Source organism: Pararoseomonas baculiformis (assembly GCF_017813395.1).
Taxonomy (GTDB): Bacteria; Pseudomonadota; Alphaproteobacteria; order Acetobacterales; family Acetobacteraceae; genus Roseomonas; species Roseomonas baculiformis.
The window spans coordinates 1-14,382 of record NZ_JAGIZB010000052.1 but is presented as its reverse complement, the minus strand read 5'-3'; the positions used below and the strand labels follow the sequence as shown (position 1 = coordinate 14,382).

Here is a 14,382-nt window from a genome sequence, read left to right as displayed (position 1 = left end):
CAGCTCCTCCAGTCGGATCACGCCGTGAACAACGCTGTGGACCGTCTTGTCAAGGGTGTCCGAGGTCAGGTCGTCCAGTACGAGCACGGTGGCGCCGAAGCGGGCGAAATAGTGCTTCAGGGCGAGTATCTGGCGCCGATAGCGCAGCGAACTCTGGGCCAGCAGGCGGATCTCGGACAGGCTGTCCAGGACGACGCGAACCGGCTTTGTGCGCTCGAAATTCTCAAAGATCTGCCGGGTCGCCTCGCCCAGTTCCAGGTCGGAGGAATACAGCAGGCTCTGCTGCTGCGCCGCATCGAGCAGGCTCTCCGGTGGTACCAGTTCGAAAATTTCGACGTTGGCCGGAATGGTCCAGCCATGCGAACACGCCCCGTCACGCAGCTCCCGCTCTGTCTCAGAAAGGGTAATGTAGAGGCCCTGCTCGCCGAGGCGTGCGCCTTCAAGCAAGAAGCTGAGCGCGATCGTTGTCTTTCCCGTGCCGGGGCTCCCCTCGAGCAAGAAGACGTGACCGGTCGCTAGCCCGCCAACCAGGATATCGTCGAGTCCGGCAACTCCGGTCCGAGCCTTGCCCAGAGCATCGGGACTGTCAGTCATGGGGTGCTCCGATCTGATCCAGGACGGCATCGGGGAGTGGGTGTTGAGGAAGTCTGGTTAACCTGGCTGGAAGCGCCGCCTGAGCCAGTGACAGATCATGGTCCTGCTGCCGCCCCAGCCAGAAACCGGCGGGGATGCCACAGAAGCGTTCCAGCCGCACTGCCATGTCCGGGGTGATGGCGCTCCGTCCGGCGAGGATGCGGTGCAGGGTCTGCCGCGTGGTGGCGAGGTCCAGGGCTGCCTGGCTCACTGTAATCCCCAGTGCAGGCAGGACGCAGTCACGCAGCAGAAGGCCTGGGTGGGGTGGAGCAGCCGGGCTGCACAGCGCGGGCGGCTCGCGGCTCATAAAAAGGCGTGTAAACCGGTACTTTACGTTGCGCAACGGCTCCCGTGCTCGAGAGGCCCGTCGGACACTATGAATAGGAGCGTGGTTCGGACTGAAGGCGACGGCCGACTTTGTGCAGCCTAGTTTGGCGAGCGGATGGCTGAAACCGGCATATTCTGTTGAAGAAGTCGGACGGTATCGACGAGGGCACGCCTCCCCTGGTCAACGATTTGTGCGCAGGTGGGACGACCCCGGCCTCCTCATGATCTCGCGGGCCATGTCCCGGGCGCCCTCGAACCTTGATCGTGGGATCTTGCGGGCCGCCGCATTCGGGCAGCACCTCTCCTTGAGGTCACAGGTCTGACAGTCCTAGGCGCTTGCGCGGTAAAGCAGGGTCGTCGCGTTGTTCACCAGCCTTCCATTGGTGGCGAGCATTTTGCCGGCGGGGCAGAAGTAGGCGTCGCCGGCGTGGTCGAAGCGGAAATCGCTCCGCTGGAAGGTGCCATCCCGGCGAGCTGACTTATCGAAGACACTGACATGGGATTCGATCCCTTGTTCGTAAGCCAGCCAACCGAGCATGGCGGCTGAGCCAACGTCTGGGTGGGAGCGGACGAGGCCTGTTCAGCACGAGAGCCTAGGCCGGCTGCGCGGACCCCGGCCTCACCCTGGAGAGCCTGGAGGGCAGGGACTGCCACTTGGCCGCGGATCTCGCGGCCACCACCGACCTGACCGCCTTTGCCCTGGTATTCCCCTCCCGCGGTCCAGGTGTCACCCGTCCTCGGCCGCCGCTTGCGCAGCTTCGCTGCGAAGTCCGCACCAAAGCGGAGGCACCAACGACGGATACTCTCGTGGCTGACCACCACGCCTCGCTCGGCGAAGATCAGCTCAATGTCGCGCAGGCTCAGGCTGAAAAGATTACAGAGCCAGCTGGCATGGTGGATGACCTCGGCCGGAAAGCGGTAGCCAGGATAGGTTGTGGGTTCGGCGAGCATCCCGCCAGCCTGGCCCAGCCATCTCAGTCCGGCCAGGGCCGGAGAACGTGACAATGCCCTCAGGAGCTATGCAGCTCCCGCTGCAAGATCGATGTCCGGTCGCTTCGACCAGGGGTGTTCCGCCTTCCCTAAGTTGTACTTATGCTGCGTGGCGATGCAGCACGCCGCTAATACGGACCTGCCAGGCCCCGCTCCTGGCCTGACGCGGGAATCCCGCTCTCGAAATCCAGAGCAGACGCAACTGGAGATTCTGGAGATCGCCACCCTAGCATTCGCCGAGAAGGGACTCTCCGGCGCCCGGGTCGACGACATCGCCGCACGAACCCGCACGACCAAGCGGATGATCTACTACTATTTCGGCTCGAAGGAGGGGCTCTACTCGGCGGTGATCGAACGCGCCTATGGCGGGATCCGGGATGCGGAGCGACAGCTTCAGTTGGACTCGCTCCCAGCGGTGGATGCGATGCGGCGGCTGGTGGAGAGCACCTTCGACTATCACCAATCGAACCCGGCTTTCGTTCGCCTCGTCTCAGTAGAGAACATTGAGGAGGGCCGGCATGTGCGCGCCAGCGCCGCCGTCGCGCAGCGCAACGCGGAAGTAGTGGTAACGATGCGCAACCTACTGGAACGCGGCGCCCGCGAGGGCAGCTTCCGCGGTGGGGTGGATCCGCTTGATCTGCATATCCTTATCAATGGCGTGAGCTTTCATCGTGTCAGCAACCGCCACACGCTCCATGCCATCTTCGGACGCGACCTGCGGGAAGAACGCGTGGCGCGCAGTCAGCGTGAAATGCTGGTGGAGGCAGTGCTCGCTTTCCTGCGGCCGCGTTAGACCTGCATCAAGCGGCCAGCCCCCCGCCCAGGCCGGCGAAGTGGGCCTCCATCCGCGCCGCATCGGGCTCCAGTCCAGTAAAGAGGCGGAACGCATGGGCCGCCTGGAACACCGCCATCCCGCCACCATGGGCTGTACGGCAGCCCCGTTCCCGCGCCTGGCGCAGCAGCTCCGTATCCAACGGAAAGTAGACGATCTCCGATACCCAGAGACGGGAATGCAGCAGGCGAGCGGATAGGGGGAGGCCCGGATGGGCCGCGGTGCCGGTAGGCGTCGCGTGCACGAGCCCATCTGCGCCTGCCAAGGCCTGCTCCAGTTCTGCGCCGGTATGAGCACGGCCGGTCCCGAAGCGTGCGCAAAGAGCCTGGGCCAGCGACCGGGCCCGCGCGGCCTCGTGGTCAAAGAGGATGAGCTGGCCTGTTCCCATCGCCAGCAGCGCATGGGCCACCGCCGAGCCGGCCCCGCCCGCCCCGAGTTGCACCACGCAGGCGAGAGGCGCGCCGGGCAGCAGGCGTCGGAACCCTTCGGCGAAGCCCGAACTATCTGTGTTGTGCCCGACCCGCCGGCCATCGCGTAGCACGACGGTGTTCACGGCCCCGAGCGCCTTCGCCTCCTCGGACAATTCGTCGAGCAGGGGGATGACCGCCTGCTTGCAAGGATAGGTGATGTTCAGCCCGGTGAAGCCCATGCGCTCTGCGGCCAGGAGAAGTTCCGGGAGGGCCTCGACCCCCAGGTTGAGGGCGGCGAGATCAATCAGGCGATAGACGCACCGCAGGCCGAGGGCTTCCGCTTCCGCCTCATGCATCGCGGGGGTGCGGGAGAGACCGATGCCATGCCCGATCAGTCCGAGCAGAGCCGAATCACCCCTGCTGTAGGGCGCGGCCGAGGGGAAGCGCATGCTGAGCATCCTTTCCTCTTGAGCTTCGTATGTACTGATTAGTACATTGGTGTCAACGAGCTCCAGAGGAGCCGGTAGGAGGAACATTCCCATGCTGATGAACCGCCGGACCTTCGGCGCTTGCCTTGCTTCCGTTGCGGCTTACCGTGCCTCGCCCGCCCAGGCGCAGGGCGACTACCCGAGCCGCCCCATAACCCTCGTTGTCTCCTGGGCACCGGGTGGCTCCACGGATTTCGTGGGTCGGTTGCTGGCCCAGGGAATGAGCCGCGCCCTCGGCCAGCAGGTCGTCGTGGAGAACCGGGCCGGGGCCTCGGGCACCATCGGCCATGCCTCCGTCGCCCGGGCGAGGCCGGACGGCTACACCATCCTGCTCGGCGTGAACTCGACCTACGCCATGGCCACGCATCTCTTTCCCAACAAGGGCTATGATGATGCGCGTTCCTTCGCCCCCATCGGGCGGGTCGCGGAAACCCCGATTTTCCTCTGCACCACGCCCGCGACGGGCGCGAAGACGGTGGCGGAGTTCATCGCCCTGGCAAAGCGGCAGCCGGGCAAGATGTCCTACGCCTCCTCCGGTGCAGGCTCCTCCGCCCATCTCGCCACCGAGCTCTTCCTGCGCATGGCGGATATCGAGGTGATGAACGTCACCTATCGCGGTGGCGCACCCGCCGTGCAGGCCATGCTGGCCGGGGAGGTTCAGATGGCCTTCGTCGATGCCGTCACGGCCCTGCCGCTTATCCAGGCCCGAAGCGTGGTGCCCCTCGGTGTGTCCAGCCTCCAGCGCTCGCCCCTCGCGCCCGAGGTACCGACCATCGCGGAGTCCGGGCTGGCGGGCTTTGAATGCTCCTCCCAGTTCGCGTTGCTGGCACCTACCGGCACCCCGGAGCCAATCATCCGCAAGCTGAATGAGGCCATGCAGGCCACATTGCGCGACCAGGAGGTGCTGGCGCGCCTGCAGGGTGCGGCCAACAGGGCAACCCCCGGCGCCCCCGAGCAGTTCCCCGCCTATCTTGCCGCCGAAAGTGCGAAATGGGGCGAGGTGATCCGCACGCGCGGCATCACCGGCGAATAGAAGCGCATTGCTGCGACTGTCCGCAGCGATGAAAGGCCAAAGAGCGAGGGAAGGCAGCATGTCCGAAACCCCGGTGCGCCGCCGCCGCTCCATCGCGACCGTCTGCCTCAGCGGTGACCTGACGGACAAGCTTGAGGCAGCGGCAGCGGCGGGCTTCGACGGGGTGGAGATCTTCGAGAACGATCTCCTCACCTTCGGCGGCTCGCCGGCGGAGGTGCGGCGCCTGGCCGGCGAGCTTGGCCTGGCCATCGACATGTTCCAGCCTTTCCGGGATTTCGAGGCGATGCCAGAGCCGCAGCGCCGCCGCAACATCGATCGCGCCGAGCGCAAATTCGGCGTGATGGAGGCGCTGGGAACCGACCTGCTGCTCGTCTGCTCCAATGTGCAGGAGGAGAGCCTGGACGACCCGGCGCGTGCTGCGGCGGATCTGCGCGAATTGGCGGAGCGTGCTCATCAGCGTGGCCTGCGCATCGGCTTTGAGGCCCTCGCCTGGGGCCGCCATACCAGGCAATGGCGGCAGGCCTGGGATATCGTCAGCAGGGCCGATCACCCCAGCCTTGGCCTGATCGTGGACAGCTTTCACACGCTGGCACTGAGGGATGATCCGGGCGGGATCGCCGACCTGCCGGGCGAGCGGATCTTCTACGTCCAGCTGGCCGATGCACCGCTGCTCGAGATGGATGTGCTGCAGTGGAGCAGGCACCACCGGAACTTTCCCGGCCAGGGTCAGCTTCCGGTGCGCCGCTTTCTCCAGGCGGTGCTGGCTTCGGGCTATGCCGGGCCGCTCTCGCTGGAGGTTTTCAATGACGAGTTCCGCGCGGCGCCGGTCCGGCAGACCGCGCGGGACGGGCTGCGTTCCTTGATCTACGCGGAGGCAGAGCTGGCCCCGGCCTGTGCCGCTGCACCCCTGCCACCGGCACCGAAGCTCGCCGGCATCGATTTCCTCGAATTCGCCGTGAATGAGCCCCGTCGCCGCGAACTGGCAGGATTTCTCGGCCGGATGGGATTCAGGCTTTCAGGTCATCATCGCTCGAAGCAGGTGGAGCTTTACCGGCGCGGGCAGGTGAACCTGGTTCTGAATGCCGAGCCGGACAGCGCCTCGGCCTGGCATTTCGAGATGCACGGCCCCTCGGTTTCCGCCATGGGCTTCAGGGTCGATGATGCCGATCGGACGCTCGCCCGCGCCGAGGCCTTGCTCTGCTCACGTTGGGAGGAACCGCGCGGGGAGGGAGAGGCGCCGCTGCCGCAGCTGCGGGCCCCCGATGGCTCGCTCGTCTGCCTGGTCGAGGATCGGGCAGGTGAGCCGCCCCGCTGGGAGCGTGACTTCCATCTCCTTCCCTCCCAGCTTGCCGCTGGCGACGAACTGCTGGCCATCGACCATGTCGCCCAGGCCCTGGCACCCGGACAGATGGACGGCTTCATGCTGTTCTATCGCGCTGTCTTCGGCTTGGAGCCGCAGGGGCTCTGGGAGCTTCCTGACCCGCGCGGGCTGGTGCGAAGCCGGGCGATGGTAAGCCCGGATGGCGCGCTCCGCCTGCCCCTGAATGTGTCCGAGGCGCGGGAGACGGCCACTGGCCGCTTCATTTCCGCGGCGGCGGGCGCGGGGGTGCACCACATTGCGTTCCGGACCGGCGAGATCTCTGCCGCGCTGGGATCGGGCGCGCCGCTGTTGCCCATACCGGCGAACTACTACGACGACCTGGCCGCGCGCTTCGGGCTGGAAGAGGATGCCGTCGTACGTCTCCGTGCCTCGAACCTGCTGTATGATGCGGACCGTGAGGGCGGGGAGTTCTTCCACACCTATACGTCTACCTTCGCGGACCGCTTTTTCTTCGAGTTCGTGGAGCGGCGTGGCGGGTACAGCCAGTTCGGCGCGCCCAATGCCGCCGTCCGGCTGGCGGCGCAGGCAAGGAGCCAGCTCGCAGCCAAGGCTGGTTCTGCCTGATACCCGGGCGCGAGCTTGTTGTAGCGGTTGGCAGCCAGGACGTGCTGAACCAGGCGCGTGTTCCTGGTTAGTTGATGTGGGCGTAATCCGGGCGGTCCAGGTCCGCCATGCGGTTGAGCGCCGCGGCCGCGATGGCCACTTCGGGTGCCTGGCGCGCATCCGTCTGCGAGCGCAGACCGGGACTAATGACGCGTTTCCAACGCGACACATCGGCCTCAACGAGGGCGCGCCAGTTGTAGCCGGACGCTTTCAGCCAGCCCATGCGGCCGTGCTCGGCGATGGACAGGAGACGCCGATCCCGCTGCGTCGGCGCGGTCTCGGCTGTCTCGCTCGGCACGGCGCTCGCACGTGGAAACACGATGATGTCCGCATCGGGACATAGGGTTGCGATCCCCTTGTAGACTTCGTCCCAGTCGAACGTGCCGTCGGCGGTGAACCTGCGATCCGTCGTTGACATCGTGTACCGTCACTTTCGCCGCCACGACCGGCGCCGTCGCGTGCCGTGCTTCTCCATCAGCCACTCGCCCGGGCCGCAGAGCTTCATAGTGCCCGACGTGCTGGTCCAGAGCCGGCGGGACAAGCGGGCAGCCAAGCGCCTGCTACGCTAGCTCCTGAAGCGGCAATGCCGGGCGCCACGGGTCATGATCACCGACAAGCTCCCAAGTTACGGGGCGGCCAGGCGGGAGGCGATGCCAGGTATCGAGCATAGTCGCCACAAGGGCCTCAACAACCGTGCGGAGAACTCGCACCAGCCGACGCGACGACGAGAGCGGCAGATAAAGCGCTTCAAGTCGCCTCGGCAGGCACAGCGTTTCCTATCCGCCCGTGACGGGATCCACAACCTCTTCCACCTCCGCCGCGATTACGTCACCGCCAGCGAGTACCGTGCCGCAAGGGCACGTGCGTTCAAGGCGTGGGCCGAGTGCAGCGGGATTGCTGCTGCGGCTTGAAATCCGCTTCCGCATCGAACTCGGCCAGCCAACTCGGGCAACCCCGAGCCAGCAACTTGACGGTGCCCCTTGGCACGGGTGCTCGGCATCACCGTCATGCCCGACTGGAACCAGTACTTGCAGACGGGTCGGTCGAACTGGCGACCGTCTACCATCCGAGCCCGCGCTGCCGAGCCTACAACCCCGGCGGGCCCGGTGCGGCGACCATGCCTCTTGTGCACCGCTGGCTCGACCTGCAGCGGCAGGTCGCTGCGAACATGCAGGAGAGGGATCCGGGCGGTTGCGTCGAGGAGCACCGTCCGAGGCAGCTCTTCTTTCTCCCGCTTTCCCCGCTGCGAAAGCGAGCCCTGCGTGATTAGCAACGGTGGTGCCTAGCCAGCTACGGCAGCCGCCGCGCGCCGGGAAGAACGCGGGGCCGCCCCGAGCGCCGCAGCATCAAGCCCAACGGCCACCGTTGAAGGCCCCCATCGACAGCGAGGACTGCGAGAGGCCAAGTTTTTCGGCGGAAAAACTGTTGAAGGTAACAAGTTCGAGATAGTTGGTGGTTCTGAGCGGGACCGTGCCGCAGCGCCCCTGCTCGAGTGGCGTTGAAGGGCGGGGTACCGCCGCTCGGCCTAACGCGTTGGTGCTCCCGGTAAACACGAGGAGCCGGCGCAGGCACAACACTCTAGGGCAAGCGGGGCGCTCCGCCGAGCGCCGGCGAGTTCCTGAGGCACCAATCCGATTTGACGCAGGCCACACAGGTTTGCGCAACTGAGTAAGGCAGGTGAGGGGCGCGTGCACGGCGCGAACACGGATGCAGATGAGGACTACTTCAAAGAGCGCGGGGCTTGATGCCGCCGTCGGCGCGACAGAGCCTCGAGCCGTCGTCAACTCGGGCGGTAGCTGCGTCGAGCAAGCGCTGTTCGTTGCGACGCAGGCCCAGGGAGTGCTGGCGCAGGGTGTCCGGGAGTTCGAGGAAACCATCGCGGAGGTTGCAGAACGCATCCGCGCGGCGGCTTACCCGCTCTCCGAGACGGACGGCCGGGATCTCGTCACCCGCGCTAGGGCGAAGGGCCTCATCTCGGGAGATCGGCGAATCCAAAGCCCGGTGGCAGCACTCGTCGCCATAGCGACGGCAGGATCGGGGCTGACCGAGAGCTCGGCGAGCCGGATCAAAACTATCATCCAACACGCCCTGACGCTCGGGAACACCGTACACGAGCTGGCTAGGGAGCACGGCGGCTTCTGGGCAATTGATAGTAAGCGGGTCAGCCCGGGGATGCGTGCGCCGCGCCTTCCCAGAGACTTCTGGAGTCAGGTCGCCGGTGGCCAGATCGCGATCCTCTTCGCGGTGGGTGGCACCGTGAAGTACGTACTCGGTGAGGAGAGCAAAGTGACCGGGCTCCTGTTGGAGGCCGGATACCGGGCCCGCTGGGTCATCGACGGCAAGGCATCAGATCTGTCCGATCCGACGTCGGCGCGCGTCGGTCCTGGGGCCGTGGAGGAGCGTCCGGCGAACGCCACGACCGAGCAGGTCGGCACGGCGACATCGGAGGGCGCGAACGGCGGGGCGCCGGTCACCGCGCCGAAACGATTGAGAGCCAAGCTCAGGGCGACCAGGAAGGGCCTCAGCGCGGACTTGACAGGTCTGCCGCTCTTTGACGGAGTCTCATCCGCCTTCTGAAACGCGGGAGGTAGGCGGACAAACGGGCGTACAGGGATGCGGGCGGGGCCGCCGCTAGCGGCCCTTGACCTGAGCGGACCGTCCCCGAGATGTTGTCGCCGACTGCTGAGCAGCCCCGGACCTCGCCCGCCCCCTACCTGCCCGCGCCAGGACCTCCTTGCCCGGAGCACGGCGTCGTGATCCGAGCGAGAGTTGGAGTTGCTTGTCAAGATCCCAGGTATCCGCACCGAGTTGCGCAACCCACATGACCCCGTACCGGGTTCTCCGGTGGAGATCGTTCAGGATCTTCCATTCGTCCCAGTTGTAACCGCCACGGGAGGATGCCCCACGCTGTGCAACGAGAGAGGCTTCGTCCAGCTGCTTGAGCTCATGGGTGAACCTCTCGAATGTCGCGGCAACAGGCGGCCTGCGGGCGCAGCGTTCACGAAAGGTGGCACGAGGGGCGTCGCCTGCAGATCCTCCCGGACGATAGCCGCCCAACGACTCTCCGTGGGCCGCGCGGTACAGGTCGGGTACCACGACGGCGAGGTCGTCAGCGGCGCGAACGAGCCTGTTCGACGCTGCCGCAAGCGCTTCGATGACTTCACCGCAGCGCCCACCTCCTCGCTTCCCCGGCGATCGGCAGATCGGCGCGCGGTCCGGTGCCGCGGGCATAGGGGACCGCTCGGTCGGAGCAGGAACCGGGCCGAATTTTGCCTCCAGGAACTTCGCCGCGGAGGTCAGGGCGAGAGCCGATGCGGTGCGGGCGGGTTCGTCATCTGCACCGATAGGCGGAATGCGTGCAATCAACGGCAGGGCCGCAGCGATGCTCCGAGCGAGGGTGTGGCCGTCCTCCGCAGACAGGCCGCTCGGGTCGCGCCGGGCGCGTTCGAGAAGCACTGCTATCCCGCGCCGAAAGTCCCGGTGGTGGAGGTCGGCATCCCGCAGCGGCTCGACATAGGGCGCGCCGGCCTGAGCCTGCTCCGTCGCCCACCGCGCGAGCACCGCGGTGCCAGCCTGACCGGCGTCGCCGAGCACCGCCGCAAGCTGGCCATAGCGCTCGACCCCGACGGGGTTTACGCGCTCCACTTCCCGGGCGGCGGCGAGGAACCGATGCAGCGCCTCCTGACAGGCGGCAGCCGCCGACCCGACCGAGCACCGGGTGTCGTCCGAAGCGAGCCGGCCGTCCAGCCCGACCAGGGGCGGCTTCTCTCGGCCGTAGACGTAGGTCGGACTGGACGGCACGCGGTTGGCATGGGGAGCTGGAGGTGCGTCGAGCAGGGCGACATCGAGCTCGCTCAGCGAGCGCCGCCAATCCGCATACGCGGGGAACTCGAACCGAAGACGCGGTCCGCCGGCGCGAAGGCCGCGTTCCCGCACGGAACGGCGCAGGCGGCGAAGGGCGTCGAGGTCGGCCCTGGACGGGTTGGCGTTGGCCAGACCGGCCGCGATCATCTCCACCGCGATCTGGGCGGCACTCACCGGGGCCGATCGTGGGTCGTCGGCTGACTTATCAGTCCCGCGCTGCCCGGAGCGGTGTTGGTTCCAGGCCTCGACACGTTCCTGTTCCCAGACCACCCTCAGCCGTGCCTCCCGGGCCTGCCGGGGGTTGCGGGCCGCGACTTCGGCCACCGTCCGCGGCCGAGCGGGGCGCCCCGGAGGACGCGATGGCTCAGCTCCACCAGGCGCCGCCCTGCTCGCGGCCGTGGCAAGCGCCATCGCCGGCAGGCGCGGCAGGATGAGAGCGACGGCGGCGCTCGGCGGAGTTCTCGCCCAGGCGAGCACCTGGGCGCCGGCGTGAACCTCCCGGGAACGAAGAGCAAGGGTCGGACTGCCCTCGATGGCTCCGAGGCGTAGATGCGGTGCAGGGCGCCCGCCAGACGGGCCGGGCTTCAGGACGACGGTGATACCCTCAATGGCAAGGCTCAAATGAAACTCATCGGCCGACCGCGCACGCCGGCAGGCGGCGCGGAAACCGTCAACGAGAACCTGCGCAGGTGGTGGAGCATCGGGCCGCTGCCGCTGGAAGCGCCGGCGAGGTGGTAAGGGAAGGCTCTCGACCGGCACTCCCGTGAGTCGTGCCACGACTTCCCGATTATGTCGTCCCGGGACCACCGCCAGGCGATTCATGTCGGCCACGAACGCGACCGTCCGCTCGAGGGTGCGAACAATTTTCTTGGGGTGGTGGGCCAAACCAGTCTCAGGATCTACCCGGCAGACGAGCAGGTGCAGGTGAATTTCGGCGCTGTCCGCGTGGACCACCGCGATCCAGGAATGGGAGGGAGCAAAGCCTAATCCCTGCAAGAGGTCACGAGCAACGTGGTAGGCGCGGCCGATGCTGAGGTTCTCGGACCGCCCGACGCTCACCACAAGATATTCAAAAGGGCTGTCCGAGCGCCCGCGGGCAGCCAGGCTCTGGAAGACCATCGTCACGGCCTCGGGCGTCGTGCCGACGACGCCTCGCGCGACCACGGCCGGAACCGAGGTCAGGGGGGAGTAGGTATCGGAGCCGGGCTCCGCGACTTCGATCCGGGCCGTTGACCAGGACGCATCCCACACGAGGCGCGAGGTCCGCGTTGGGTCAGCGCGCAGGATGTATCGCAGCGTGGCAGCAACGTCCGTCACGCGCCGAAGTCGGCGGGCGATCATCGGCCCGGGCCGGCGGCAGAGCGGGGCGGGGCAGGGCCGGCAGCGAGAAGGTCTGCGAGCCGGTCCGCGTTCCCGGCCAGCCGGTCGGCGAGGGCCTTAAGATCGGGGGGAAGCCGGGCGGGGGCGCGCACCAGCCCGCGCGCGTCCGTACCGACGCGGCGAACAAGCTCGACCGCAGCCGGATCGAGGGCCACCCGCACGGCCGCACCACGTCCGGCATCCACCTCGCCGAGGGCGACCCGCCGGACATAAGTGGCCACTGGAAGTCCCAGAACCCGCGCGCGATCCGACACGCAAGCAAATTCCTCCTCGCTCATCCCCACCTCAAGCCTGGCGGATCGCGCGCCGGCCTTGCGGAATCCCCTATATGGCATGGTGTCCCTCGCAGCCTGGCCTCGATCCCGCGGTGGCGAGACGACGTCCAACCGTCGTCCTACGCCGTCCCGTCGTGCACCGTGATGCGTCCAAACCCCGACCATTCGTCCCGGTGAAAATCCGTGCTGGCCGAAAATGCACACGTCACGATGCACAAGGGAGAGCGTAGTGCGCGCAGGTGCAAAGCGAAGCGTTGGGCGAAAAAAGTCGCTGGCGCGTTTCCGGGTGAATCGGCCGCGTCCTAGAGTCTGTGGAGACTAGCAGGAGGATGTGCATGTCGAAGAGCACGAACACCGCGGGCGTTACGCCTGCTCCGGACCTGACGACGCTGCTCGCCGCACTTGACCACGCGACCCCGAAATTCCCGCTGATCGCAACGGTGATGCCCCAGTTGCATGAGGCGTTGACCAAGAAAATTCTTGGCGGCGCTAGCTACCGGGTCCTCGCGAAGGCGCTCGTCGATGTGGGCCTCGTGGTCACTGCGCCTGAGCTCGAGCGCGTTCACCGCGCAGCGGTCGATCGTAACGCGCGCCGTAAGATCGCGAACAAGCTGAAGGCGAAGAGCGCCGTTGAAGCTAAAGCGAAGGATACGCCGGCGAAGATCAAGAAGCAGAAGGATGCGGCGACATCGCCGCGGTCCGGCGCAAGTATCGAGCTACAGAAGGTCATAAAGGTGAAAATGCCGGCAAACGGCCTCCCGGATCACCTGCGGTCCGCCCTCTTCGCCGCAGGTTTCCTTGTCTCGAAGTACGCGAAGGATGAACTCTACGACCGTCTCCATGCAGGATTGGCTCTCTCCAGCACCCTCATCGACGAACTCAAGACGGCGGGGGCCATCGTAGTATTGTACCGAGCGAAGCCGACCACCTAATGTCACGCTCATGAAAGGTCGGGCCGCGGGCAACATCCCCGCGGCCCGACACTGATCAGCCCCAACTGGGTGACCCAGGTTGAAGGTTAGTTTGGAACTGGCTTGGTCCTGACCCTCAGAACTGATCCGGCCGGAGCGCAAGTTTTTCGGGCACTGTAAGCCCCTGAGGAGGGGGCGGTGCCATGAAGCAGAAACGGTACACGGACGAACAGATCGCCTTTGCCCTGAGGCAGGCGGAGAGCGGCACGGCGGTCGCCGAGATCTGCCGCAAGCTCGGCATCTCGGAGCCGACGTTCTACCGGTGGAAGAAGCAGTTTGCCGGGATGGGGACGGCCGAGATCCGCCGGCTAAAGCAGCTCGAAGAGGAGAATGCCAAGCTCAAGCGGCTGGTTGCCGATCTGAGCCTGGACAAGACCATGCTGCAGGACGTGTTGCGTAGAAAATGGTGAGGCCCGCGGCTCGTCGAGAGGTGGTGCGCCATCTGCAGGGTGCCTACAGGATCGGCGAACGGCGGGCCTGCCACGCCACCGGGTTCCATCGTTCGTCGCAGCGCTACCGCTCGCGGCGAGACCCGCAGACGGAGCTGCGGATGCGTCTTCGCGATCTGGCCGCGGCGAGGGTGCGGTACGGCTACCGGCGCCTGCACGTGCTGCTGCGGCGCGAGGGCTGGCCCGTGAACCACAAGAGAACCTACCGGCTCTATGCCGAGGAGGGGCTGTCGATCCGCCCCAGGCAGCCCCGCCGCAAGCGGGCCTGGCGTTACCGGCAGGGGCGCCCGGGAGCGGCGGCGCCGAACGAGGTCTGGGCCATGGACTTCATGTCGGACCAGCTCTTCGACGGTCGTCCGATCCGGATCCTGACCGTGGTGGACATCCACACGCGAGAGGGGCTCTCGACAGCAGCGAGAGCCAACTTCAGGGCCGCCCAGGTCGTGGAGGTCCTGGACGGATTGGTGCGGCTCAGGGGCAAGCCGAAAAGCCTGATGGTTGATAATGGCCCGGAGTTCGCCGGTCGCCTGCTCGATCACTGGGCTTATCTGAACGGGGTCGAGATCGACTTCTCCCGGCCCGGAAAGCCCACGGACAACGCGTTCATCGAGGCCTTCAACGCCCGTGACCAGCCCCCACGAGGGGGTCCGGGCGGATTTTTAGTGGAGCATGGCTACTGCTTGGCCTGAGCTGTTGGATAGGGCCGCGGCGGGGGGCGGCGGATTTGATGGCAGGAGCACCTCGGG

The 14,382-nt window shown here is 66.6% G+C and carries 13 protein-coding genes and 2 pseudogenes; 8 read left to right on the top strand and 7 right to left on the bottom strand.

Annotation, left to right across the window (positions count from 1 at the left end; translation table 11 throughout):
• The 3 genes from J8J14_RS23515 to J8J14_RS25845 form a co-directional block, all read right to left on the bottom strand.
• The coding region (locus J8J14_RS23515) for an ATPase domain-containing protein (protein WP_280843021.1) at positions 1–594 on the bottom strand (594 nt) is incomplete at its 3' end.
• On the bottom strand, positions 587–940 hold the full coding sequence (locus tag J8J14_RS23510) for a HigA family addiction module antitoxin (protein WP_209381978.1): 354 nt from the start codon (positions 938–940) through the stop codon (positions 587–589). The genes J8J14_RS23510 and J8J14_RS23515, both read right to left, overlap by 8 nt.
• A gap of 348 nt (positions 941–1,288) precedes the next feature.
• On the bottom strand, positions 1,289–1,498 hold the full coding sequence (locus tag J8J14_RS25845; RefSeq protein WP_209381977.1) for a hypothetical protein: 210 nt from the start codon (positions 1,496–1,498) through the stop codon (positions 1,289–1,291).
• Between the two features lie 116 nt (positions 1,499–1,614).
• Here J8J14_RS25845 and J8J14_RS23500 point away from each other — a divergent pair, with 116 nt between their 5' ends.
• Both J8J14_RS23500 and J8J14_RS23495 read left to right on the top strand, forming a co-directional pair.
• Positions 1,615–1,962 carry a hypothetical protein gene (locus J8J14_RS23500; protein WP_209381976.1) on the top strand — a complete coding sequence of 116 codons (348 nt, stop codon included), beginning with the start codon at positions 1,615–1,617 and terminating at the stop codon, positions 1,960–1,962.
• A gap of 40 nt (positions 1,963–2,002) precedes the next feature.
• Entirely contained in the window at positions 2,003–2,743 is a 741-nt protein-coding gene (locus J8J14_RS23495) for a TetR/AcrR family transcriptional regulator (RefSeq protein ID WP_245216126.1), read from the top strand.
• Positions 2,744–2,750: 7 nt separating this feature from the next.
• Here the strand turns inward: J8J14_RS23495 and J8J14_RS23490 are convergent, their stop codons facing one another.
• The gene (locus J8J14_RS23490; protein ID WP_209381975.1) at positions 2,751–3,641 is read right to left on the bottom strand and encodes a shikimate dehydrogenase; all 891 of its coding nucleotides are present in this window, start codon (positions 3,639–3,641) and stop codon (positions 2,751–2,753) included.
• Between the two features lie 91 nt (positions 3,642–3,732).
• Between J8J14_RS23490 and J8J14_RS23485 the strand changes: the two genes are divergently transcribed.
• Both J8J14_RS23485 and J8J14_RS23480 read left to right on the top strand, forming a co-directional pair.
• Positions 3,733–4,713: a Bug family tripartite tricarboxylate transporter substrate binding protein gene (locus J8J14_RS23485; protein ID WP_209381974.1), complete on the top strand. Its 981-nt coding sequence runs from the start codon at positions 3,733–3,735 to the stop codon at positions 4,711–4,713.
• 58 nt (positions 4,714–4,771) lie between these two features.
• A complete protein-coding gene (locus J8J14_RS23480; RefSeq protein ID WP_209381973.1) occupies positions 4,772–6,658 on the top strand; it encodes a bifunctional sugar phosphate isomerase/epimerase/4-hydroxyphenylpyruvate dioxygenase family protein in 1,887 nt (628 codons plus the stop codon).
• 67 nt (positions 6,659–6,725) lie between these two features.
• On the opposite strand, the gene J8J14_RS23475 is transcribed toward J8J14_RS23480, so the two are convergent.
• Positions 6,726–7,115, bottom strand: coding sequence for a hypothetical protein (locus J8J14_RS23475; protein ID WP_209381972.1), 390 nt, complete (start codon positions 7,113–7,115; stop codon positions 6,726–6,728).
• 88 nt (positions 7,116–7,203) lie between these two features.
• Between J8J14_RS23475 and J8J14_RS23470 the strand changes: the two are divergent.
• Both J8J14_RS23470 and J8J14_RS23465 read left to right on the top strand, forming a co-directional pair.
• Positions 7,204–7,608, top strand: a pseudogene (locus J8J14_RS23470) (DDE-type integrase/transposase/recombinase); the annotation flags it as partial.
• Between the two features lie 796 nt (positions 7,609–8,404).
• Complete coding sequence (locus J8J14_RS23465) at positions 8,405–9,274, top strand: hypothetical protein (RefSeq protein ID WP_209381971.1); 870 nt, start codon at positions 8,405–8,407, stop codon at positions 9,272–9,274.
• A gap of 54 nt (positions 9,275–9,328) precedes the next feature.
• Here the strand turns inward: J8J14_RS23465 and J8J14_RS23460 are convergent, their stop codons facing one another.
• Together J8J14_RS23460 and J8J14_RS23455 are read right to left on the bottom strand one after the other, a co-directional pair.
• Entirely contained in the window at positions 9,329–11,902 is a 2,574-nt protein-coding gene (locus J8J14_RS23460; protein WP_209381970.1) for a relaxase/mobilization nuclease domain-containing protein, read from the bottom strand.
• A complete protein-coding gene (locus J8J14_RS23455) occupies positions 11,899–12,195 on the bottom strand; it encodes a hypothetical protein (protein ID WP_209381969.1) in 297 nt (98 codons plus the stop codon). Before J8J14_RS23455 ends, J8J14_RS23460 begins: the two co-directional genes overlap by 4 nt.
• A gap of 356 nt (positions 12,196–12,551) precedes the next feature.
• Between J8J14_RS23455 and J8J14_RS23450 the strand changes: the two genes are divergently transcribed.
• Both J8J14_RS23450 and J8J14_RS23445 read left to right on the top strand, forming a co-directional pair.
• The gene (locus J8J14_RS23450; RefSeq protein ID WP_209381968.1) at positions 12,552–13,148 is read left to right on the top strand and encodes a hypothetical protein; all 597 of its coding nucleotides are present in this window, start codon (positions 12,552–12,554) and stop codon (positions 13,146–13,148) included.
• A 182-nt stretch (positions 13,149–13,330) separates the two neighbouring features.
• Positions 13,331–14,262 (top strand): annotated as a pseudogene (locus J8J14_RS23445) (IS3 family transposase); the annotation flags it as partial.
• Positions 14,263–14,382 lie beyond the last annotated feature (120 nt).